At 38.1% G+C, this 24,193-nt stretch carries 18 protein-coding genes; 11 read left to right on the top strand and 7 right to left on the bottom strand.

The features are described from left to right. Window positions 1–36: 36 nt before the first annotated feature. Window positions 37–516: a hypothetical protein gene (locus tag KYH19_RS16485; protein ID WP_219075886.1), complete on the top strand. Its 480-nt coding sequence runs from the start codon at window positions 37–39 to the stop codon at window positions 514–516. 99 nt (window positions 517–615) lie between these two features. On the opposite strand, the gene KYH19_RS16480 is transcribed toward KYH19_RS16485, so the two are convergent. Both KYH19_RS16480 and KYH19_RS16475 read right to left on the bottom strand, forming a co-directional pair. After that, a complete protein-coding gene (locus KYH19_RS16480) occupies window positions 616–1,458 on the bottom strand; it encodes a hypothetical protein (protein ID WP_219075885.1) in 843 nt (280 codons plus the stop codon). 97 nt (window positions 1,459–1,555) lie between these two features. Beyond that, window positions 1,556–2,518: an isopenicillin N synthase family oxygenase gene (locus KYH19_RS16475; protein ID WP_219075884.1), complete on the bottom strand. Its 963-nt coding sequence runs from the start codon at window positions 2,516–2,518 to the stop codon at window positions 1,556–1,558. 352 nt (window positions 2,519–2,870) lie between these two features. On the opposite strand from KYH19_RS16475, the gene msrA reads away from it, so the two are divergent. Further along, window positions 2,871–3,470, top strand: coding sequence for a peptide-methionine (S)-S-oxide reductase MsrA (msrA, locus tag KYH19_RS16470; protein WP_193425213.1), 600 nt, complete (start codon window positions 2,871–2,873; stop codon window positions 3,468–3,470). A gap of 126 nt (window positions 3,471–3,596) precedes the next feature. Here the strand turns inward: msrA and KYH19_RS16465 are convergent, their stop codons facing one another. Continuing rightward, a complete protein-coding gene (locus KYH19_RS16465) occupies window positions 3,597–4,898 on the bottom strand; it encodes a hypothetical protein (protein ID WP_219075883.1) in 1,302 nt (433 codons plus the stop codon). Between the two features lie 385 nt (window positions 4,899–5,283). Between KYH19_RS16465 and KYH19_RS16460 the strand changes: the two genes are divergently transcribed. Beyond that, window positions 5,284–6,801: a malate:quinone oxidoreductase gene (locus KYH19_RS16460; protein ID WP_219075882.1), complete on the top strand. Its 1,518-nt coding sequence runs from the start codon at window positions 5,284–5,286 to the stop codon at window positions 6,799–6,801. A 590-nt stretch (window positions 6,802–7,391) separates the two neighbouring features. Here the strand turns inward: KYH19_RS16460 and ytxJ are convergent. Continuing rightward, window positions 7,392–7,724: a bacillithiol system redox-active protein YtxJ gene (ytxJ, locus tag KYH19_RS16455; RefSeq protein WP_121283890.1), complete on the bottom strand. Its 333-nt coding sequence runs from the start codon at window positions 7,722–7,724 to the stop codon at window positions 7,392–7,394. A 263-nt stretch (window positions 7,725–7,987) separates the two neighbouring features. After that, the gene (gene ribH / locus KYH19_RS16450; RefSeq protein ID WP_025145257.1) at window positions 7,988–8,479 is read right to left on the bottom strand and encodes a 6,7-dimethyl-8-ribityllumazine synthase; all 492 of its coding nucleotides are present in this window, start codon (window positions 8,477–8,479) and stop codon (window positions 7,988–7,990) included. A 161-nt stretch (window positions 8,480–8,640) separates the two neighbouring features. On the opposite strand from ribH, the gene KYH19_RS16445 reads away from it, so the two are divergent. Beyond that, entirely contained in the window at window positions 8,641–15,030 is a 6,390-nt protein-coding gene (locus tag KYH19_RS16445) for an alpha-2-macroglobulin (RefSeq protein ID WP_219075881.1), read from the top strand. Between the two features lie 624 nt (window positions 15,031–15,654). Here KYH19_RS16445 and KYH19_RS16440 read toward each other — a convergent pair. Then, a complete protein-coding gene (locus KYH19_RS16440; protein WP_219075880.1) occupies window positions 15,655–16,329 on the bottom strand; it encodes a LytTR family DNA-binding domain-containing protein in 675 nt (224 codons plus the stop codon). A 217-nt stretch (window positions 16,330–16,546) separates the two neighbouring features. After that, entirely contained in the window at window positions 16,547–18,085 is a 1,539-nt protein-coding gene (locus tag KYH19_RS16435; RefSeq protein ID WP_219075879.1) for a sensor histidine kinase, read from the bottom strand. A gap of 242 nt (window positions 18,086–18,327) precedes the next feature. Here KYH19_RS16435 and KYH19_RS16430 point away from each other — a divergent pair, with 242 nt between their 5' ends. From KYH19_RS16430 to KYH19_RS16400, 7 genes are all read left to right on the top strand, one after another. Beyond that, window positions 18,328–18,741 carry a Spx/MgsR family RNA polymerase-binding regulatory protein gene (locus tag KYH19_RS16430; RefSeq protein ID WP_255562450.1) on the top strand — a complete coding sequence of 138 codons (414 nt, stop codon included), beginning with the start codon at window positions 18,328–18,330 and terminating at the stop codon, window positions 18,739–18,741. A gap of 68 nt (window positions 18,742–18,809) precedes the next feature. Next, the gene (locus KYH19_RS16425; RefSeq protein ID WP_219075878.1) at window positions 18,810–19,550 is read left to right on the top strand and encodes a carboxypeptidase-like regulatory domain-containing protein; all 741 of its coding nucleotides are present in this window, start codon (window positions 18,810–18,812) and stop codon (window positions 19,548–19,550) included. Window positions 19,551–19,667: 117 nt separating this feature from the next. Then, the gene (locus KYH19_RS16420; RefSeq protein ID WP_219075877.1) at window positions 19,668–21,653 is read left to right on the top strand and encodes a M1 family metallopeptidase; all 1,986 of its coding nucleotides are present in this window, start codon (window positions 19,668–19,670) and stop codon (window positions 21,651–21,653) included. A gap of 373 nt (window positions 21,654–22,026) precedes the next feature. After that, window positions 22,027–22,434 carry a RidA family protein gene (locus tag KYH19_RS16415; protein WP_219075876.1) on the top strand — a complete coding sequence of 136 codons (408 nt, stop codon included), beginning with the start codon at window positions 22,027–22,029 and terminating at the stop codon, window positions 22,432–22,434. Window positions 22,435–22,727: 293 nt separating this feature from the next. Further along, window positions 22,728–23,336 carry a trans-aconitate 2-methyltransferase gene (locus KYH19_RS16410; RefSeq protein WP_219075875.1) on the top strand — a complete coding sequence of 203 codons (609 nt, stop codon included), beginning with the start codon at window positions 22,728–22,730 and terminating at the stop codon, window positions 23,334–23,336. A 23-nt stretch (window positions 23,337–23,359) separates the two neighbouring features. After that, complete coding sequence (locus KYH19_RS16405; protein ID WP_132398530.1) at window positions 23,360–23,581, top strand: VF530 family DNA-binding protein; 222 nt, start codon at window positions 23,360–23,362, stop codon at window positions 23,579–23,581. 165 nt (window positions 23,582–23,746) lie between these two features. Next, window positions 23,747–24,145, top strand: a complete 399-nt coding sequence (locus KYH19_RS16400) for a hypothetical protein (protein WP_219075874.1) — start codon at window positions 23,747–23,749, stop codon at window positions 24,143–24,145. The last annotated feature ends 48 nt before the right edge of the window (window positions 24,146–24,193 follow it).

Below are 24,193 nucleotides of genomic sequence, written 5' to 3'. Positions count from 1 at the left end.
AATTTCAGAATATAAACCTAAAAATAGCTTAATACTATGAAATTAATTAAAACATTAATTTTTTTATTGCCTTTTTTGGCAATGATTTCAATCGCAAATGCACAGCAGATTAAAGATGGAGAAACCGTAAATGTAAACGGAATTGCCGTAACCTATTCTGTTATCAATAAAGAAAAGTTTACCATAAAAGACCAGGATTTCGACCGCTATAAAGTTTTAGCTTCTATAAAAAACAATACGGGTAAATCTTTTAACATCCGTTTGGCCAATTCATTGGATCTGTCGGGTATAAATAGTTCGAAAATAGTAGAATTGGATTGTGTGAATGCCACAGGGGCGAGGTTAACCTCCAAAAAGGTTCAGGTGAGCATGAAAAGCCATTTAATTAATGTCACCTATCCTACAAAAGACAAAGACGGAAAATCAATCACAGCCATTATTCCGGTTACTGCCGGATACTATTTTGATGAAGGGCAGGTAATCGAAAACGATGCGATTTTTATTGTGCCGGCTTGAGAAACGCCAAAGGTTAGTGTAAGGAGTTTGTTGAAAAATTAAAACTTAGAATTGTCAACTTTCTGGCAAACTGGCCATTAAAGTTGACAACTCTTCTGCCTAAAAATTGATTGCCAACTTATAAATAACCGTTTTAAGTTCTTCGGTGTCAAGATCTTCACACAATAAAAAAGTTGTATTATGCCCGGTTTGACTAAATAAAGTAATGCCTTCAAATTTATGTTTGCCAGAGATTTTATTGCTGAAAGTTAGCTTTAAAGTCTGCAGGTTAATACTGCCAATAAAACTTCCCATAATTTCGCCATCGGCATAAGTCGATTGGCTATCTTCTGCGGTAGCAATAAAAAATATCTCATTTTTTACCAATACAGCATCTGTAAAAGATGATTCAACGTGATTAATATTAGGAAGCTTAAAATAGTTAAACTGAGCTTGTTGAATTTTAGCTAAATCTGCTCCCTGGATTTTGAATATGCCATTCTTTGCTTCTATTCCGTTGCCACGGTTAAAAAGCATCCACTCGGTTCCCGTAAAAATTGCCCCTTCGAGGTTAAAGTTCTGATCATCTATTTTGGCAATAGCTTTAAGTTTGGTGTAGGTACTGGTCAGGTCTTTTTGAACAAACTTTTGTGTTTTCAGATCGAATTCGATCATCAGGTTTCTTTTGGGTGTTGATCCAGAACCTAAAATGTAGAGTTTATTGTCATGATGACAAAGGATTTCGAAATCGGGTTTTAAGGATTTAGGTATATTTTCTAACTGATTAAGTGAGCTATCAAATAAGATCTGAATTTTCCGAAGCTTCCTGGTTTTGATGTTATATTCGTTCAAATAGCCACTATTATCGCCAATGATATACAGTAAATCTTCCTGAAGGAACAAGCCTGAAGCAGAACCAATCCCATCAATCCCGGCGAAAACTTCTAAAGTTGTTGAATGCATGTTTTGAAAATAACAAAAAAGCACCGGTTTTAGCCGATGCTTTGATCTTTCTTTACAAATCGCTGGAGACTCAAGACTGAGGACTCACGACTCCAAACTATTTCTTCAATCCAATTTCTCTTAATCTTTCATCCAGGTACTCGCCCGCGGTCATATCGCTATAAGCTTTAGGGTGTTCCGCATCAATGGTTGATGGTAAACTGGTTAAATCCATATCGCTGCGTGGATGCAAGAAAAATGGAACAGAGAAGCGCGATGTTTTCATTAGTTCACGAGGCGGATTTACCACTCTGTGCGTCGTCGATTTTAATTTATTATTGGTTAAACGCTGTAACATATCACCCACGTTCACCACAATATCAGTATGATGTGCTTTAATTGGCAACCACTCGTTGCTTCGGGTTAACACTTCAAGGCCATCAGCACTGGCGCCAATTAATAAGGTAATCAGGTTGATGTCTTCATGCGCACCGGCACGTACCGCATCATCAGGAATAGTCTCAGGGTTTTCGATCGGAAAGTAATGGATACCCCTTAAAATAGAATTTCCGTTATGAACATGTTTATCAAAATAATTAATCGGCAGTTCTAAATAAGTAGCGATGGCACGCAATAAATGCGTTCCGTTTTCTTCCAGTTTTTTATAGATGTTGCCCGTTACTTTGTTAAATTCAGGTAATTCCTCTAAAACTTCATTGTCAGGATATTCATTTTTAACCGGATCGCCGTCAGTAACTTCCTGACCAATTTGCCAGAACTCTTTCAGGTCTGGTGTTTTTGCACCTTTGGCGGTTTCTTTACCAGCACTGGTGTAACCACGTTGACCAGCTAACTCTGGTTTTTCATATTTCCTTTTGATTTCAACAGGTAGCGAGAAGGCAGCTTTAATATTTTCATAAAGCTTATCAATTAATTCCTGGCTTAAACCATGGTTGGTAATGGTAACAAAACCCGAATCGTTAAAAGCCCTGCCCAATTCATCAGAAAACTTTTTGCGCTCTTCTTCGGTACCATTGATGTAAGAGCCTAAATCTAAACAAGGAATATACGGTGTAGACATAATTTTATATTTAATGTTATACGAATTTAAAAAGAATTGTTAATAAGTGGCTTTGAATGATGGATTAGCAATTTAAAATTTTGTTAATCAGATTTTTAAGTTATTAACATAAACAACGAAATTGGCAAATTGTTGCGATTGTCATACAAAACCCATTATTGGTTTGATGCAAACTACTGCCTGTTTTTTTGCGTATAATTAGATGTAGATAATTCAATTTAGCTGTAAGGTTTAGGGATTATTTTCGACTAATAAATAAAAACACACAATGAAAGCATCATGATTAAGCATATCAAAAATCAAGTGATAAATCATGATAGCCTCATAACGAATAGAAACAAATAAACACACAATGAGAAAAATAATTTTAATTCTATTATCGGTTTTAGCTCTGAATCAAGCTCAGGCACAAGGAAAAAAAACCGAAAAAGCAACTTTCGGAATGGGTTGCTTCTGGTGTACGGAAGCAATATTTCAACGTTTAAAAGGCGTGGTCTCGGTTAAATCAGGTTATGAAGGTGGTACTTTAACTAATCCAACTTACGAAGAAGTATGTACCGGTGCTACCGGGCATGCTGAGGTTTTAGAAATTACCTATAACCCAATGGTGATTTCTTACGATGATTTATTGGAAGTTTTTTGGAAAAGCCACGATCCGACTACACTAAATCGTCAGGGGGCTGATAGTGGTACGCAATACCGTTCAGTTGTTTTTTACCACACAGCTGAACAAAAAGCTTTGGCTGAAAAATATAAAGCAGAATTGAATAAAACCAATGCTTATGGTAAAAAAGTGGTTACCGCTATTGAAGCGGCCAAACCATTTTATGTTGCCGAAAATTATCACCAGAATTATTTCAATAAAAATGGAAGTGAACCTTATTGCAGGTTAGTGATCCAGCCCAAAATAGAGAAACTGGAAAAAATATTTAAAGCGAAGCTTAAAAAATGATAGGGGAGGTTTCTGGTGTATTCGTCATTCTCGCGTAGGCGGGAATCTTATAAACATGTATAATGTAGTAAGATTCCCAATCAAGTTGGGAATGACGAATCTCTTAACTTATCATGATGATTGCAATTAATTCCATAACCCTTTAGCTTTTTCGAGCAGTTCGCTGCCTTTTTTGCCAATTTCTTTCTTTCCCTTTTCTATGGTTGATGGCTGAGTATACTCACTCACCGAATTGGAAAGTGCTTTAAACTTGCCTATACCGGCAAATACTTCTTCGGTATAAGGAACTCCCTGCTGTTTCATCAGTTTTTCCCAATCTATCTTCGATAGGAGTGCTATCATATATTTGGTGGCAATTTTACCGATAAATGCTTTGTCGAACACATTTGTTAAAGCCTTATCTGATTTGCGATCTTTTACATAAACTATAGTTTGTTGTAGGGCTTCGCGTTCGCTGTTAGAGAATAATGGGCTTTTGCTTAACTTTTCTAACGCTGGTAACGACTGTTCTGGTTTTTCTTTTTTTAAGTTCAGGTAAGCGGTTATTCCCCAAACCAGTTCGTTTTGAATGCCCAGTTTATTCATGTCGTTTAAAAATGCCTCAAAATCTTCAAGTGATCTTTCTTCATCAATTTTTCGCTCCATTCTCATCCGGTCGAAACCTCTAAAAAGATAATTCATGCTATGAAATGCAACATGGGTTTGCTCATCGCTTAAACGGCTCCATCCAAAAAATGCTTTGGTATAGGGGAGTGGGATTTTCTCGTTTTTATCCAGCCACTTAATATTTCTGGAAAGACCATCTTCTGAAAGATAAAATAGGTTATTACCAAAAAATAAAAAGCCGCGGACAAATTCGAGCAGGGTCTTAATTTCGCAGTCATCAAGTAGCTCGGGCTGGGTTTTAGAACATTCGTATAATGCAAAAGGCTGCCCTAAATCTCTTGTGGTTAGTACAGCCATACTTAAAATGGCATGTTCTATGTTTTGATAGTAGGCTTTGTTAAAATCTTTAAAAAAGGGAACAGGGGTTCTTGCTCCGTTATTCATGGCAATAAGTCCAGCAGTTAAGAGAGGGAAAACATCTTCATCGGTTTCTTTCACAAACTGCTTAACCGATCGATATTCTTTATATAATCTTAAGGCGTCTATTACAGAAATGTTTTCATTTCCATGCCCGTTCACTTTGTTTAAGGTTCGAACAACACTTTGCGCCTGTTTGCTGAATTTTTGATACTCGGGCTGGGTAGTATCCTGAACAGCAGTTGAGCGGACAGCTATTTTAGCAAACTTATAAAAAGTGATCTTATCGTAGTTGATATTTTCGGCCAGTTTCTTTTTGTCGAGTTCGAGCAATAGCTGATCGGTTTTTTCGCCAGAACAGGCAGCTAAAAATAGGACGGTGCAAAATAAAACTAAATTCTTCATGGGTATGTTTTAAGCAAATAGATTTATAAAACTAACATTTTAGGATTGGAAAAAAATCAGAATTGTAGATTCTTCTTCATTTCGTCTGTAAAACGGCTGGACATGTTGTCGAAATTTAATTTTTTTTAGTCATTTATGAATAAAATGGCAAATATTTTAAAGGAATGGGCGGTGCAATTAGCAAGTTAATAATTCGCTTTTAATAAGGTGCTACTATCTTTTTTTGCTTGTTCGTATTCGAACTGTGTTTTGGATTAAAATTTGATTAGAAGTTGTCAAAAAACAGAAAGTATTTCTAATTTTTAGGCAATTTTTTAAGATTTAATGCTTTAAAATTCGTGGTATGTTTAAAATCATTCTAAATTTGTAACTCCTTTAAACTAAGATGACAAAAAAGAAAAAGACAGTTGGTAAAACTGACGCTGATGTAATTTTAATAGGGGCTGGCATCATGAGTGCAACCCTGGGTGTTTTATTAAAACAATTAGAGCCCAATTTAAGCATAGAAATTTACGAACGTTTAGATATTGCGGCGGCAGAAAGTTCTGACGCCTGGAATAATGCCGGAACGGGTCACTCTGCTTTTTGTGAATTAAACTATACACCCGAAAAGAAAGACGGTACGGTTGAAATTAAAAAAGCAGTGCAGATTGCAGAGCATTTTGAGGTATCTAAGCAGTTTTGGTCTTACTTGGTCAGTAAAGGATTGGTCTCTGAGCCTTGCAATTTTATCCGCAATATTCCCCACATGAGTTTTGTTTGGGGCAAAAAGAACGTAGAATATCTTAAAAAACGCTATGATGCATTAACACAATGCGATCTGTTTAGCGAGATGCAATATACGGAGGATGCTGAGCAGGTAAAAAACTGGGCACCATTGATTATGGATGGCCGCAAGAGCAACGAAAAAGTTGCCGCAACCAAGATGGATCTGGGAACCGATGTTAACTTTGGTACTTTAACCCGCGACATGTTCAACAACTTAAAGGAGCAAAGCAATGTGAGCATGTATTTTAACCACGAAATCCGTGATCTGAAGAAAAATAAAGACGGCAACTGGATTGTAAAGGTTAAAGATTTGGAGAGTGGCGATAAACGTAAACGCGTAGCTAAATTTGTATTTATTGGTGCAGGTGGTGGTTCTTTGCCATTGTTAGAAAAATCGGATATTCCTGAAGGAAAAGGTTTTGGCGGTTTCCCGGTAAGCGGACAATGGTTAAAATGTACCAATGAGGAAATTATTAAAAAACACCACGCTAAAGTATATGGTAAGGCTGCAGTTGGCGCACCGCCAATGTCGGTTCCGCATTTAGATACCAGAATGATTAATGGTAAACAAGCATTATTGTTTGGTCCTTATGCTGGTTTCTCTACCAAATTCCTTAAAAATGGTTCGTTTTTGGATTTACCAAAATCGATAAAATTCAATAACATCCGTCCGATGATTTCTGCAGGATTACATAATATGGATTTAACCAAGTATTTAATCGAACAGGTAAGACAATCACCAGAAGATAGATTGGAAGCACTGAAAGAATATTTACCAACTGCCGAACTTAAAGATTGGGAATTGGAATATGCCGGTCAACGTGTTCAGGTGATTAAAAAGGATGAAAAACAAGGTGGTGTTTTAGAGTTTGGTACAGAGGTGGTAAGTGCTGCTGATGGTTCTATTGCGGCTTTGCTGGGTGCATCTCCTGGTGCTTCAACAGCCGTATCGATCATGCTTGATTTATTAAACCGTTGTTTTGCTGAAGATCTGGCCACTGAAGAATGGCAGGCAAAAATTAAAGAGATGATTCCTACTTATGGAAAATCACTTGCTCAGGACGCAGCGCTTTGTAAAGAAACCAGAAATAAAACTTCAAAGGTGTTGAAAATAGAAAATACTGTGGTAGCTTAAGCCATAACAATTATAAATTTTAGAAGGTCGCGATGTAAATCGGGACCTTTTTTGTTGTTACCCTGTCTACCTATGATGCGTTCCTCTGGAACGGCGCATATAATTAATATGCATGGGCATTGGTGCGTTCCCGCATCCTCGGTCTGTGTCCGCACAGACTGAAATCTGATCAATAATCAATTGTTGTTTCACGAAACGTTCCTACGGAACGACACTAATAATAAAATATTATTTGTGCTACCCATGATTCGTTCCTCTGGGACGGCGCACGTAACGGTATGTTTGTTATGTATATTGTTATACGTTCCATCGGAACGTCTCATAGGTAATATAAACGAATAGGCGTTTTCGTTCCGAAGGAACGTTTGGTGATTTTCCTACACAGACCCTACGGTAATAAACCTGATGGGAGCGGCAGCTTTTTGGTTGTCACCCTGAGCGGAGTCGAAGGGCAGCCAAAAAGGTACAGTGTACAGCAGGACTACACTAACCGATAAAAAACAGGCATTGCTTTTCTGAAAAAAAACACTAAACCACAAAAAAAGGGATCCAAATGCTTGAATACCCTTTGTCTGAAATCTTTTTTATCGTTAGGCTGCGATTACTTCTGCAACTTCATCTGCAGAAATATCGCTATGTGAAGCTTCCAATACACAATCGCCGTTTTTAATCAACAAAATCTGTGGCGATTGGTGGGCTACCTGAAATATTTCGGCAATTTTGTTCGAAATTTCGCGGTAACTGATCAGGTCTAAAAAGTAAAGTTTAGTATCTGCCGGAATTACATCCCAATCAAATTCGAAATTCTTTTTAGCCATTAAACTAATGGAGCATCGCGTGCTGTGCTTAAAAATAAGGCTAAAACCGCTTGCGTTTTTGATTTCATCAAGCTGTTCTATTGAAGTTAAGTTAACCCAAGTCATGATATGATAAATATTATTTTACAGGATAACAATTGCATTTAAATAAAGTTCTGCAAATGACCTGAATATGAAGATTGTAGATATATGAGGCTTAATTTCTGCGTTTACTTTCTGGATAAGATCCATAGGCAGGACAAAGTTTAGAAGAACAAGATTCTAAAATGGTAATGGTGCAGAACACCGCCAATAATAAGATGGCTACTTTTTTCATTGATCGGATAAGTTTAAATCTCTAAGCTACAAATAATTATTAAAACACAAGTTTAAATCTGTGCAGAAAAATCGGCCATTTTAATCGCGGTAATTGCAGCTTCATCGCCTTTATTGCCATGCTTGCCGCCTGCACGGTCTTGCGCCTGCTCTAAATTATTGGTGGTTAGCACCCCAAAAATAACTGGTTTACTGTATTTAATGCCAACATTGGTTACACCTTGCGCTACTGCATCGCAAATAAAATCGAAATGTTTCGTGTCACCCTGTATTACACAGCCTAAACAGATTACGGCATCTATATCGCTTCTTTTGCTCAATAAAATTTCGGCACCACCTGTTAATTCGAAACTTCCGGGTACAGGTAAAGAAATTATATTTTCTTCAGCAACGCCATTTGCTAACAAGGTTTTTAATGCACCATTGTATAATGCACCGGTAATTTCAGCATTCCATTCGGCTACAATAATCCCGAATTTATAGTTTGCACCGCTGGGAACAGTGGTATGAGAGAAATCGGATAGATTTTTTAATTGTGTTGACATGGGGCAAAGATAATGTTATGCCGCGAATGTTAAAAACCTTAATGTTTGCTGCTTGTAACATTTAGTTCATTAATACTTAGATTCGTATAAGAATCAGATAAATATCTACCGCTTATGGAATTTAGGCGTTCAGTCCATCTATATTAAAACGCAAGTTACCTATGAATATATCATTACGCCGCCCCGCTTTATTTTTTCTCCTCATTTTGCTGTCGCTAGGTGTTTCTGCACAACAGAAATACACACTTAACGATTTTTACAGGGTCGATTCTATTGCCAACCAGGCCAAACCAAAAGATGCACTTGCTTTAATTGAAAAAATAAATGAGCAGGCACGTAAAACGCATAATACGCCCTTGCTCGTTAAATCGGTTATTTACCGGATGATGTTTCAAAGTTACCTGGAGGAAAATGCCTTTGATAAGATTTTGATCAATTTGCAAAAAGATATCAATATAGCCAAACAGCCTGAAAAAAGCATTTTACAATCACTTTTAGCCGAAACATATTGGAACTACCTGCAACAGAACCGTTGGCAGATTAACCAGCGTACACAGGTACAGGGCGATATAGGAGATGATATTAAAACCTGGAACATTAAAAAACTGAATGATGAAACGGTAAAATATTACCTACTCTCATTAAAAGACAGTAAGATTTTACAACAGACGAAAGTAGATACTTTGGATGCGGTTTTGGCAGGTGATAAAAAATACAGAAGCTTTAGGCCTACCTTATACGATCTGCTGGCCCACCGTGCCATCGATGTTTTTAGCAATACACAACTTAACCTTACGCAATATGATGATGAATTAATCGACATGAGCAATGTTGACTGGTTTGGTAACAGACAGCTATTTTTAAATATTAAAATACCGGCCGATAGTTCTTCTTTTAAAGTGCAGGCTTTGCAGTTATTTAAAAACCTGATCCGATTTCACCAGAACAGCAGTAATCCTTCAGCACTGGCAGATGTAGATTTAAAAAGGTTAAAGTTTGTACAACAGCACTTTACCGGCGACAAACAAGAATTGTACTACAACGCTTTAAGTCAGTTGGCTGAGCAAAGTACCCAAAGCGAAGTTTTTGCTGATATTTTATATGAGCAGGCCACCATACATAAAAACGCACAATTACCTGTTGATACCAATAAACAAAACCTGATTACGGCAATTGCATTGGCCGAAAAAGCGATAAATGCCTTTCCAGAAAGCATTGGGGCACAGAATGCCAGGAATTTAATTGAAGAGATTAAAAGCAGCAGTTTATCGGTTAAAGTAAAAGAATTTGTACAGCCCGATCAACCCAGCCAGTTATATCTATCCTACAAAAATACAGATACGATACAGCTGAAGCTGTACCATTCACCCGAATTAAAAAATGACTATGAACAGTTTAACAATAAGGCCGATTTTTTACTTTTTTTAAGGAAGAATAAAATAGTTAAGCAGTGGACAATAGCTGCGCCTAAAACCAACGATTATCAAACCCACAGTTTAGTTGATAAAATTGAGGCATTGCCTTTTGGTAGTTATACTTTAATTGCGCAAACCATTAACCGCAAACAGAACGATACCGTTTATAGCAACATCAATTTTAAGGTTACAGCAATGGCGGTTATTAACAGACGTAATTTTGATAATCATGAATATTTTGTTAGTCAGTTGAATAATGGTGCACCTTTAAAAAACGTAACGATCAGGCAACGGAGATACGATTACAATACCCGTAAATATATTGATGGTGAATTGTTAACTACAGATGCGAATGGTTACGCCAGTACGGCCGAAACTCAGTCTGGAATGAGTGCTGCATTATTAAAGCTTGGTAAAGATGAATTGCAGATCAACATTAACAATTATAATATCTACCGGGATGACGAAGATGAAGAACGTGTAATTCTATTTACCGACAGACCGATCTACCGCCCGGGACAAACCATTTATTATAAAGGATTGTGTTTGAACATCCTGAATGGAAAAAATAAAATTGCCGTAAATAGGGCCGTTGATATTTCTTTTAATGATGCCAATGGAAAAGAGATTACCAAAACGAAATTGATGAGTAACGATTACGGCACATTTCAAGGTTCGTTTACCATCCCAATGGGCATATTGAACGGTCAGATGGAAATTGAAACCGAATATGGCCGCATTGCTGTACAAGTTGAAGAATATAAGCGGCCTACTTTCGAAGTGGTTTTTGATAAACCCAACAAACACTATAAACTGAATGATAGCATTAAAGTAGAGGGTAAAGCCAGTTCTTTTTCAGGCTATTCGGTGAGCAACGCGAAGGTAAACTATAAAGTTTTCCGGAGAGTGATGGATGATTACAGGCTCAGCTACGAACAGCGGAGTGTTATTTATGGCTCAAGGATGTATGCTGAAAGAAAACAGGTAGCCATCGGCAAAACAAGCACCAAAGCAGGAGGTAAATTCGAGATTACTTTTTTTGCAAACGTTACGGATACCAGAGCAAATTATAGCTACGAAATTGTGGCTGATATCACTGATTTAAATGGCGAAACCCGTTCAAAGACGACTACTATAAATGTTGGAAAGAAAGATATAACACTTAATATCAATGCAGAGCAAGTTGTGTACGTGAGCAATAAAACAGATAGTATCCCCCTTTCGGTTACCAATTTAAACAATGAAGCCATTAAGGCTGATGTTAAAGCAGAGTGGAGTTTATTGGAGGCACCATCAAGGCTAATGAACAAAAGTCCTTTTTATGCCGAAAATTATGCCATGAGCAAGGAAGATTTTATTAAGAACTTTCCCCATGATGATTATAACAATGAACTTGAAGTAGCCAAATGGCCGGTAAAATCAATAGAATTTAAACAAAACCTTAGTGCCAAAAACGGTCGTGGAAACTTAAGTTTTAGTCAGAAAGACCTGAAACCAGGTTATTATAAAATCAGCTTAACGGCTGTAAATGGGCAAAATGATACAGTTAAAGTAGATAAATACCTGGTGATTTATCATGCAGCGCCTGCGGTAATACAATCAAACATCGAATGGATTACACCAGAAGTTACGGTGACCAAACCAAACGAAAGCGCTGTATTCCGTTTGGCAGGTTTGGCAGAAAACAGCAAGGCTTATTACGAAGTTTATTATCGCGATAGCATAGCCGAAAAAGTGTGGGTTAATTTATCGCCAAAACAGACCATTGTTAAAATACAACCAAAAGCCAATTACGAGGATGGTTTTGCAGTGCAGTTTACCATGGTGCATCAAGGTACTGTTTACAACTCCATGCAACAGGTTAAAATTTTTGATCCGCAAAAAGAGCTGAACGTCCGCTTTTTAAGCTTTCGTAATAAATTACAGCCCGGTGAAAAGGAAAGCTGGAAACTGCAGATCAGTAATAACAAGGGAGAAAAACAAATGGCAGAAATGGTAGCCACACTTTACGATGCCAGTTTGGACGACCTTAGGAAGATGAACTGGAATACGAATCTGCAAAACAGTTTTAATTATGGTTTTTATAACTGGAATTTCAATGCAAACAATGTTGCTAACCCAGGTTACCTATGGTTTTTAAGACAGGATAGAGATTATAGCGTAATTAACCGGGGTTATGAAAACCTTAATCTGTTTGGTTATAACTATTATGGCGGATACAACTCTGGTTACCGGAACTACATTAGTAATTTACAAAGGGCTAAACGAAAAGGCTTATCTACGGAAGCATTAAAAAAACTGGTGGAGTTAGAAAATGGTAAACTAATTTATGGGGTGGTGTTCGATCGTCAGGGCGAAATACTGCCGGGCGTACAGGTCAGCGTAGGTAAAACGGTAACTACCAGCAATGTTTTAGGTATTTACACCATTAATGCCAAAGCAGGAGAGATACTGAATTTTTCTTTTATCGGCTATAAAAACTATGCTATAAAAATAGGCAGTAAAAAGCGTGTTGATGTAACGTTGAAAGAGGATGGTACGGTTTTAAGAGAGGTGCTAGTTACCGGATATGGAGCACAAAAAAAACAAAGTATGACTGGTTCAGTTATTAAGATTAGAGGGGTGTCAACTTTACAAGGGAAGGCTGCGGGATTAAGTGCTGAGCCACCTACAGTTCAAATGTTAAAAGAGGAAGCAGTTGCGGTAGATGATACTGGGATATATGATTTCGCAAGCATTAACAGTTACGATCCTAAAACAGGTTTAGAAATCGTAAATGGTAAGCCAGTCATCAAAAAACCTAACATTACCCCACGTACCAACTTTAACGAACTCGCATTTTTCTATCCGCAATTGTTAACCGATGCTAAAGGTGAAATCAAGATCGAGTTTACCATCCCCCAAAGTTTAACACGCTATAAAATGATGGGTTTTGCACACACCAAAGATTTAAAAACGGCATCTATCACTAATGAATTGGTTACCCAGAAACAATTGGCCATTGCCATAAATGCCCCACGCTTTTTCAGGGAAGGAGATACGATTTTATTAAGTGCCAAGCTGAATAACCTTGCTGGTACAAAACTGGTCGGCAATGCCAGTTTAGAACTTACCGATGCCTTAACGGCAAAACCGGTTCAGATTTTAGGCTCAAATGATAAGTCAGAAAAAACTTTTGAAGTAGATAATGAGGGCAATGCCGTTTTAAAATGGACATTGATTATCCCATCAGGCATTAGTGCTGTTACTTATAAAGTTTTAGCGCAAAGTGGCAAGTTTAGCGATGGTGAAGAAAATACCATTCCGGTTTTAGCAAATGCCATGTTAGTTACCGAAAGTATGCCCATAAATGTGCGCGGCAAAACCACCAAAACTTTCGATTTTGAAAAACTGGAGAAATCAGGCGCTTCAAAAACCTTACGCAACCAAAGTTTAACATTTGAGTTTACCTCCAATCCGGTTTGGTATGCGGTGCAGGCCTTACCTTACTTGATGGAATATCCGTATGAGTGTGCTGAGCAAACTTTTAGCCGCTTTTATGCCAATAGTTTTGCAACGGGAATTATTAATTCATCGCCAAAAATTAAAACGGTTTTTGAACAATGGAAAAACACCAATAATGGCGAAGCATTGTTATCGAACCTGGAGAAAAACCAGGAATTGAAATCGATTTTATTAGAAGAAACTCCCTGGGTACACAATGCAGATAATGAAAGCGAACGTAAAAAACGTTTGGCTACACTTTTCGACTTAAACAGAATGACCTATGAGTTAAAAGCCAATTTTGAGAAGTTAGAAAAAATGCAGTTTAATAACGGTGCTTTCCCATGGTTTAGTGGCATGCGGGAGGATAGGTACATTACCCAGCACATCGTTTTGGGCATGGGCCAGTTAAAAAAACTGAAACTGATTGACGAAAAAGCTTATCCAAATTTTAATGCTATGCTCAATAAAGCCATTATTTATTTAGATGCGGAATTCGTTAAGGATTATAAGGATGAAGTGAAAGGGAAACGTTCTGGCTACTTGCCGTTACATTATCTTTTTGCCAGAAGTTATACCAATCAAAAAAATACTACTGCCGATTTTACAAAAGCTAAAGATTTTTACCTCAAAAAATTGGTTGCCAACTGGAAAACCTTTGATACTTATCAACTGGCACAAACAGCTTTGGTTTTAAATAGAAACGGCAATAGTGTAGAAGCGAAGAAAATCATTACGCTGTTAAGTCAAACCGCACAACAAAACGACGAACTGGGAATGTACTGGGCTAACAACAAAGCAGGTTGGTGGTGGTACCAAAGTCCGGTTGAAACGCAGGCTTTGTTGATTGAGGCTTTTGATGAAGTGGCCAATGATACCAAAGCGGTAGAGGAAATGAAGATCTGGTTGCTCAAAAATAAACAAACCAAAGATTGGAAAACTACAAAAGCCACTACAGCTGCCTGTTATGCATTATTAATGAAAGGTACCGATTTATTAAGCGAAAGTAATGAACCGGAGATCACCATTGGTGGTCAGAAATTAGTGGAGCTGCAGCAACCCAATGCTACAAAAGAGGCAGGAACCGGTTATCAGAAAGTAAGCATTGCAGGTGCGAATGTTAAACCTGAAATGGGCAGGGTAGAGGTTAAAAACAATAACCAAACCATAGCCTGGGGAGCACTGTACTGGCAATATTTTGAGCAATTGGATAAAATCACATCAGCCAACACTGGGGTCAAAATTAAAAAACAATTATTCATCCAGAAAGCCAGTAATAAAGGTGATGTGTTAACACCGCTTACCACCAGCAATGTTTTGTTGCCGGGCGATTTGCTGAAAGTACGAATAGAAATTAACTGCGATAGGGATATGGAATATATCCATTTAAAAGATATGCGTTCATCGGGTTTTGAACCCGTAAATGTGATCTCCCAGTATAAATATCAGGATGGTTTGGGTTATTATGAAAGTACTAAAGATGCTTCAACCAATTTCTTTATCAGTTATATGCCAAAAGGAACTTATGTATTCGAATATCCTTTACGGGTTACCCATGCAGGCAATTTTTCGAATGGAATTACCAGTTTACAAAGTATGTATGCGCCAGAGTTTACCACACATTCTGCAGGGATAAGGGTAACTGTAAAATAAATGATTTACAAACCTCGCAGGTTTTTAAAACCTGCGAGGTTTAAACCTACAGATTACTTAGATGCACTCAGGTGACTTAGGTGGTCAATATTTTTTTGGAAAAGAAGGGTTCTGTGTACTTGGGTTATTAAAGTCCCTGCTCATCCGGCCTGGCAGATTTTCGCCGGAAAAAGCACGGAAATCTTTGCACCTCCCCATCATAACCCCACAACCTAAGGCAGGATCAAAGCGGGAGCGTTGGGATAAGCAGGGGTAAGAGCCTCGATGCTGCCGCAATTAAGATTTCCGTAGGTTTTTACAAGAAAGATGCAAGCCTTGGGTTTTTGTTTCTTTTGGGCCAAGCCAAAAGAAAGAGCCCCTCGGCGGCGGTGAGCCGAGGCAAGACTGCGCGAAGGGCAAGAAAATAGCGAGTGCATTAAGATTTCCGCATGCGCGAGAATGACGACCGTGTGAGAAATTATCCCTATACATCATGCTATCTGCTCCCTGCTCCGCTTCAAAGCCTCGGTTCGTGCTTCACCTTCGGGTTTTACGCTACTATCAGGTTTATTTAACAAGGGGCCTGTGTTTCATATCGCTGTTCCAGCCCCTGCAGATTTCGAAACCTGCGAGGCTTAAATTGCATTAAGTAAGTTGTATTCCAACGTAAGTAGCCCCAATGGGTATAACTTTATCTCCTATCCAGATTTGGCTGCGGTCAAATTTGGATACTTTGTTTTTTGCAACAATAAATGCCCGGTGACAGCGGATAAAATCTGTTTTTGGCAACAGTTCAGCAAGGTCGTTTATGGTGATGCGTGAGCTCAGTAATTTATCCTTAAGCTGGATCTGCGTATAATTTCCCGAGGCTTCCACATAACAGATTTCGTCTAAATTAACCTTAATTTGTTCATAACCATCTTTTACAAAAATGTATTCCGTTTTAGCTTCCTGCTTCTGGCTACGCAGGTTAAAGAGTTCGTGTGCCTTATTGCAGGCTTTCAAAAAACGCGAAAGTGAAAAAGGTTTTAACAAATAATCAACAGCATCAAGTTCAAAACTTTGCACCGCATGTTCGGTATAAGCCGTAGTAAAAATCACCATAGGTGGTTTGCTCAGGCTCTTTAAAAAATCAATTCCACTGATATCGGGCATTTTAATGTCGAGAAAAATCAGGTCGACCTTGTTATGCTGGAGGTAAGTAATGGCTGCAAAGGCATCAGTAAAAATTTGCTGCAACTCTACAAACGGAACTTTTGAGGCATGCGATTTTATAATGTCTAATGCAATCGGTTCATCATCTATAGCAATGGCAATCATTTTTGGTTGGTCTTTGTGTTTTCTCTTTTGTCATGCTGAAGAAGGGAGTATCTCTAGTAGCTCAAAGGCGATCTTCATTTCGACCGTAGTGGAGAAATCTTTTAACTTCGGTCAAAGATTTCTCCATTACGCTACGCTCCAGTCGAAATGACGAATCGCCCAAATTTATCAATTTAATTATTTACTCGTTTATTTGATTTCTGAAAGATACTTATCACTAATCTAACTGCAAAGTTAAATGAACAAAAAACTCGTTTGCACTTTCGCGGATAATTAATTCATGTTTTCCATAATAAAGTAATGATAAGCGTTGTTTAACATTTTCAAGTCCGATGCCGCTTTTTAGTTTTTCAGGATCGTTATCTGCCTTGATATAAATGCTGTTGCTTACATCGAAATATAAAGTCTTTTCTTTTGTCTGCAATGTAATTTTGATATACGATGGCTGTTGCAAACTGATCCCATGTTTAAATGCATTTTCGATAAAGGGGATCAACAACATTGGCGTAATCTGCAAATTGTTTAATTGTTCTTCAATATGGGTGTCGATCCTGATATCTGCCGAGCGTGAGGTACGCAGTTTTTGCAGATCGATATAATTGTTCAGGTATTCTACCTCGCGGGTTAGCGAAATTTTATCCTGAGTATTTTCGTGGAGCATAAAACGCATCATATCGCCCAGTTTTTGAATACCCTCGCCCGTTCTTTCTGCATTTTCTTGTAAGGCCGTTCCGAAAAGGGTGTTTAAAGCATTAAACAAGAAGTGTGGGTTAATCTGCGATTTTAAGAAATTCAGATTGGCATCCGATTTACCCAGCTCTGTTTTAAGCATCTGTATTTCGCTCAGTTTTTCAAATTTATGTTTGTAAACATACCAGGCAGATGGTGTGGTAATGCAGATTAAACATATTGCATTTAAACCTAAGGTAATTGGCACAACTACACCATTGCGCATAAAAGGAATAAGGACAATCAAAAGCAGTAGCGAAACAATAATGGTTATGCCTACGTTTCCCCAAAAATACCGGCCAAAGCCTTTAAAATCCTTTCTTAGGTTTGGAATGATGTAATAAATGGCACAAAAGGCAATAAAAATATTTACCGGTGGTACAATAATCCAGATGACCAATAACTCATAATCTATCTTAACAGAAAGTACTGCGGTGAAAATCATGAGCGTAATCAGCCAGATTTTTGTGCTCACAAATATCTCTGATACAATATTCTGGTTATAATTCTTTAAAAAATGGATTCTATTAAAAAGCTCCAGGCCACGCTCGTTAAAATAGGCGTAAGCGTTAAAAAGCAAGTAAATAAAAAATATATAGGTAAAAGCTTCTCCAAAAAATATGTCGTAACCGCGGTCTATATCATCATATTCCACAAGGCGGTAAGCTTCCGAATAGGTATTAGCGATCATCCATCCAATAATAGAAAACGCGGTAACAGCAATGGTCATGATCAGGTTCATGGGCACGTTACGGCCCTTTGCCAGTTGAGGCATTGAAACAAAATTGAAAAGCAAAAAACTGAAGTAAATGATACTGATCTTAAATATTTCAGGCAGAAAGAAATTCGCCATGATGCTATACTCAACCGAATTTTCAGAAAAACGGTAAGACCCGCCAGAACCATAAGTGGTCTGCGTGCAAATGCTAATCAATGCAAGGATGTATAATGTAGTAGAAATCCAAAACTCAAGCTGGTTGATGTTTTTGGATTTAATGGCCGTTGAATTACCTGAAAGAATTTCCATTTTTGTTTTAATTAATGGCGCAATTTTACAAAGAGAACCGGTCACAATATTTAAAATGTGATGGATAGGGCTAAAAATGTGACGAATGAATAGGATTTATAGGATTGCGTGATTTTAAGATCGGTTGGGCAATCCGATAATTGTGCAGTCAGATGTTACCATCTGACTGTTTGCGAAATCAATAATTCAACTTTGTGTCGGATAGTAATATCCAACACCACGGATAAACAATTTTATTATCTTTGAAACGGATTGCAGGATTGGTTTTTCCATCGTCCATTTTCCATCTTACATTATTACAACTCAACATGACCGTTTACGGAATTCCAAATTGCAATACAGTTAAAAAATCGCTTGATTGGTTAAAAGCACATCAGATAGATTTCGAATTTCACGATTTTAAGAAAAAAGGCATTAACAGCGAAAAGTTAAACGAATGGTGTAATACTTTCGGCTGGGAAACGGTGTTGAACCGTAAAGGTCTAACCTGGAAGAAACTCACCAAAGAAGAACAAGCCAAAATTGATAATCAGGAGTTGGCGATCGCTTATTTAAAAGAAAATACCAGCGCCATAAAACGACCGATTATCGAGCAAAACAACAAAGCCATATTAATTGGATTTGACGATGAAAATTATTTAAAAACACTAGCCTGATTCAATTGTTCTAATGTTAAAGTTTGTTAAATGCAGCTTTTAAATGTCGAACTAAGTTACTTTTGAGTATGTACAAACTGATCATTTTTCTATTGCTTGCCTTGCCGATTGGCGTTTTTGCACAAACGGTAACTACAGGTACAGTTTTCGATTATTCGAAAAAAACACTCTCACTGCCTGGCGTTTCCATCAGAAACCTGAACAGTAAAAAATCTACCAGTACCAACAAAGAAGGTAAGTATACCATTGCAGCCAACATTGGCGATTTGATTGAATTTTCGGCAATAGGGTATCATACCGACACGCTTTATTTAACCAATCTCCTAAACAGAACCATCTACCTTCCGGTAAAATCGAACAGTTTAAAAGATGTCGATATTACTGCGGTCCGCATGAACAGCCAGGTAACTGACGCTAAAGATCCCCTGGCAGAAAAATATACCTTGCTTAATACCGGGGGCAACCTAAACCGTAAGCGTATGAAAGATAAGGTGGGTGGCTTGAACCTGAATTTAGGTTACGGTAAATATAAAAGACAGCAGCGTAAAGAAGCCGATTTAGAAGAAAAGGAAATGTACCAGGATGAAATCGATGAAAACTTCACGCCAAAGGCTATCACTGATCTTACTAAACTGGAAGGTGAAGACCTTAAAAATTTTATGATCATTTATAGGCCGTCTATTGAGGCTGTAAAGGCTGAAAGACCATTCCGTTATGCTTTTTACATCTCACGTGCCTTTGTAGCATGGAAAAAATTAACACCACAGGAAAGAAAATTGCAGGATCTGCCAAAATTAAAGGCTAATTAGGTACTTCTTCACAGAATTTGATAACATTATACCATTATTGGTAACATTATAACCACATATAAATCTATATGTGGTTATTTTTTATATTTACCGCAGTATTACAACCTTATTATGATCATGAAATTGACTAAACTGATTAATTTTGGTTTGGTTTGTTGTGTTTTTGCTTTTTCAGCATCAGCCCAACAGGCTACAACCCCCGCACCAGCAAGCAACTATAATCCCGCTGAAGCATTTGGACCACTATTTTATACCCAAAACGGAAATGAATTCCGCTCGGCAATTGGTTCACCAGGTCCGAAATACTGGCAAAACCATGTTGATTATAACATTACCGCAAACCTCGATGAAACGAAGAACATGGTTAGCGGAACAGTTACCATTACCTACAAAAACAACAGTCCCGATAAATTGCCTTATTTATGGTTGCAGTTAGATCAGAATACTTTTAAAGAAACTTCACGTGGTTATGCCATTACCCCTTCACGTAGCCGTTATGGTGCACAGGGCGAAAAATTTGATGGAGGTTATAAAATCCAGAACATCAGCGTAGCTCAAAAAACAGGTGCAGTAAAATTCACCTCTATTGTTGAAGATACCCGTATGCAGATCCGTTTAGATCAACCTTTGGCCGCTAATGGCGATTTGGTAACCATCAAAATGGATTATTCGTACATTGTACCGAAAGAAGGATCGGACAGGACCGGACATTTAACTACAAAAAACGGTGAAATTTTTGCCATTGCACAGTGGTTCCCACGTATGTGTGTGTATGACGATGTAATTGGTTGGAATACTTTGCCATACTGGGGTGGGGGTGAGTTTTATTGCGAATATGGCGATATCAACTTTGCCATTACTGCACCGGCAAGCCATATCGTTATGGGTTCCGGAGAATTATTAAATCCTGCTGAAGTTTTTACACCAGAGCAGTTAAAGAGATGGAATGCGGCTAAACTGAGCGATGCTACCGTGCACATCCGTACCGAAGCAGAAGTAACCGATCCAAAATCACGTCCGGCGAAAGATAAATTAACCTGGAAATTTAAAATTACCAATGCACGCGATGCGGCCTGGGCTTCATCAAAAGCATTTGTATTAGATGCCGCAAGGTATAAACTGCCAAGTGGAAAAACAGGTTTGGCCGTTTCTGCGCAACCGGTAGAAAGCAATGGTATTGATTCTTATGGCCGTGGCGTAGAATACGTGAAATCTACCATCGAGCATTATTCATCAAAATGGTTCGAATATCCTTATCCAATGGCTGTTAATGTGGCTACCAATATTGGTGGTATGGAATATCCTGGCATTGTTTTCTGTGGCTGGACTGCTAAAAAGGCCGGCGCATGGGGAGTAATCGATCACGAATTTGGGCACACCTGGTTCCCGATGATCGTGGGTTCTAACGAGCGTAAATATGGTTGGATGGACGAAGGATTTAATACTTTCATCAACGGTATTTCTAAGAAAAACTTTAATAATGGCGAATATGCAGGTCCTCCGGCTGATTTACACAGAATTGGTAAAAATGTGATCGGTAACCCGATTTACGAAAATATTATGCAGATGCCTGATGGTATGGCCGAAAGAAATATAGGTGTTAACTTATACAGTAAGCCAGGATGGGGCCTGGATATTTTGAGAAACCAGGTCTTAGGCGAAGACCGTTTTGATTATGCTTTCCGTCAGTACATTAAAAACTGGGCATTTAAACATCCAACGCCATTCGATTTCTTCCGTTCAATGGAAAACGGAGCGGGTGAAGATTTGGCCTGGTTCTGGAGAAGCTGGTTTTTAAACAGCTGGAAAATGGATCAGGGTATCGCTGCCGTTGAAGCCGTTAAAAAAGATGATAAATTGGTAGGCTATAACATTAAAGTGGTAAACTTAGAGAAAATGCCAATGCCGATCATTCTTCAGGTTAAAACCAAAAGCGGAAAAACTGAAACGGTAAAAGTTCCGGTTGATGTTTGGATGAAAAATACAAGCTGGCTGGTTCGTTTCCCTACAACTGAAGAAATTGAATCGGTTACTTTAGACCCGGATAAAGTATTGCCAGATTCAAATCCTGATAACGATACGTGGACCGCTACAGGCAACTAAGCCAATGTTATTAAATTAAGTGCTGCGGTTGTCAGTCTGAGGGTTAATTTATTGTATTAAAATCAATATGAGTGACAGAATTTTTAGGGAATTATAGTTGCGAGGAATCGTCATTTCCAACTTGATTGGGAATCGTAATGCAAGCGCTTTAAGATTCCCGCCTGCGCGAGAATGACGGCCGTACTGATAGATTCTGTCGATGGTAGCGTAGTCGAAGACTTCTTGAGGTTTACCCTTTAGCTTAATGAGCAACCGGGCTTACCTTAAATAATTCCAGACCTCCTGATTTTAAAAGATCAGGAGGTTTTTTATTGCAAATTACCGACGGTTTACGGAAAACTATCAGATAATTTAGCAGTATAAATTTACAGATATGGCAGCACCTATTTTAGAAATTACCAATCCCACCGGCATATATGATCCCCGTCCACATGGTTATTCTCACCTTGCCTCCGTTCCTGCCGATCGTCAGCTAGTATTTGTTGCAGGTCAGGGCGGCAGTAGAACAGACGGCATTTTAAGTGATGATTTTAGAACACAAGTTGTTATTGTATTCGAGAATATTGCTTTAGCCTTAAAAAGCAGAAATTTAACCATGGCCAACATTGCAAAACTGACTACTTTGGTGGTAGATTACGATGACGCTAAACATGAGATTCTGATCGAAGAATCGAACAAAATATGGCCTGATCAGAAATTCCCGGTAAACACGCTTATCCCGGTACAAAGGCTGGCCTTAAATGGCATGTTAATCGAAATTGATGCTACGGCTGTTGGTTAATTTATAAACCCGTTTACAATTGTTAAACCGATATTGTTTTGAAAATGAAGGGTCCAATACCTTTGGCGTGATGCTGGAAGCAGACCGTACATCCTAAACCTGACAGTAGCGGGCATGAAGTGCAACGGAGTAAAGCGGATGGCAGGGCTGCATTTGTCAAGAACCACTGCATTTTTGTTTCCAAAAAAAAATAGAATATATTTATTTTAGTGTTGTTAATGCAAGGGGTGGTGTCCAGGATATTTTAAAACTTTGAATTAAAGATTAACATCAATAATCGAAAATTTACACGGATGGAAAAAGGAGAACGCAAAAACGTTTACCAAGTTTACAATAAGATAGGCCACTGGTTTGCTGAAAACCGTTATGCTGATTCGGTAGAGAAAGCTTATTTAAATGATATCCTCCAACAACTTCCAGCAGATGCAAAGGTTTTAGACCTGGGCTGCGGTGATGGAAAACCCATATTGGAATATTTTATTAACCATGGGGTAAATGTTTTAGGGGTTGATGCCAGCAAGCAAATGATCGGGCTGGCAAAAATTAATTTCCCCTCTACCAGATTTCTGCTAAAAGATATGCGTGAACTCGATCTCGACGAAAAATTTGATGCGATTATTGCCTGGCACAGTTTTTTTCATCTTCCTGCCGATGATCAGCCAAATATGTTTACTATTTTTAAACTTCACCTTAGGCCCAACGGTATTTTGCTGTTTACGTCTGGAACGGAAAGGGGAGAAGTATGGGGCATGAATGGTGGCGAAAATTTATTTCATGCTTCTTTGGATACCGCTGAATATCAGACCCTGCTTCAGGCAAATCAATTTGAAGTGCTCAGGTACAAAATAAACGATCCGGATTGCGGTGGTGCAAATGTTTGGATGGCTCGGTACAAACCCTGATAATTTTGCCTTAACTTTGCCAAATGGCCGAACAGCAAAAAAATAATCCTTTACACGGTATCACTCTGGAAAAAATAGTAACCGATCTGCAAACGCATTATGGTTGGGAAAAACTGGGATCATTGATCAGGATTGATTGTTTCAATAATAACCAAACGATCAAATCGAGCTTAAAATTTTTAAGAAGGATGCCCTGGGCCAGAAAAAAGGTTGAAGATTTATACCTTGATACCTTTGATAAATGATGGAATGAGTGTGTTTAGAATGAGTGAGTTTTGAATGATAAAATGAGTGAATAGGCTAGTCTAATCCAATATTTTCTCATTCAATCATGCTATCATTTAATCATTTCTCTTTCCTTTGCAACCTTTTCTTTAAAACCATCGTCATCTCGATCTAAACCATATCAAATGAAAAATATTTTCTGTTCTTTTTTGCTGGCGATCATTTTAAGCAGTTGTGCTTTATCAACCATGACAACCATCTATTCCATGTCGCGTGGTAAAATAGATATTCCTCAGAAAGAAACTTATAGCGTAGTGTATCAGGCAAATTTTGGCGATGGTTTAATGGCAGATATTGTTTACACCACTAAAAGTGGAAAACAGACAGAACTAAAAGAAATTAAGGGTGTATGGGAAAAGACTGTAACCTTAAAATCAGGTACACCTGTTCTGCTTAAAACATTGGCTACCGCTAAATCCAAATCAAAAGGAGAGTATAAAATTCTGGTGGATGGGAAAGTGGTTTCCGAATATATTTTGACTGGTAAAAAGCTAAATTATACTTTTGCTTTTGACCTGCCATAATTCATTAAATCTTCATTTTGCTTTCCGAGATTTAATAAAAAAATAACA

Source organism: Pedobacter sp. D749 (assembly GCF_019317285.1).
Taxonomy (GTDB): Bacteria; Bacteroidota; Bacteroidia; order Sphingobacteriales; family Sphingobacteriaceae; genus Pedobacter.
This window is presented reverse-complemented; position numbering and strand designations above follow the sequence as displayed.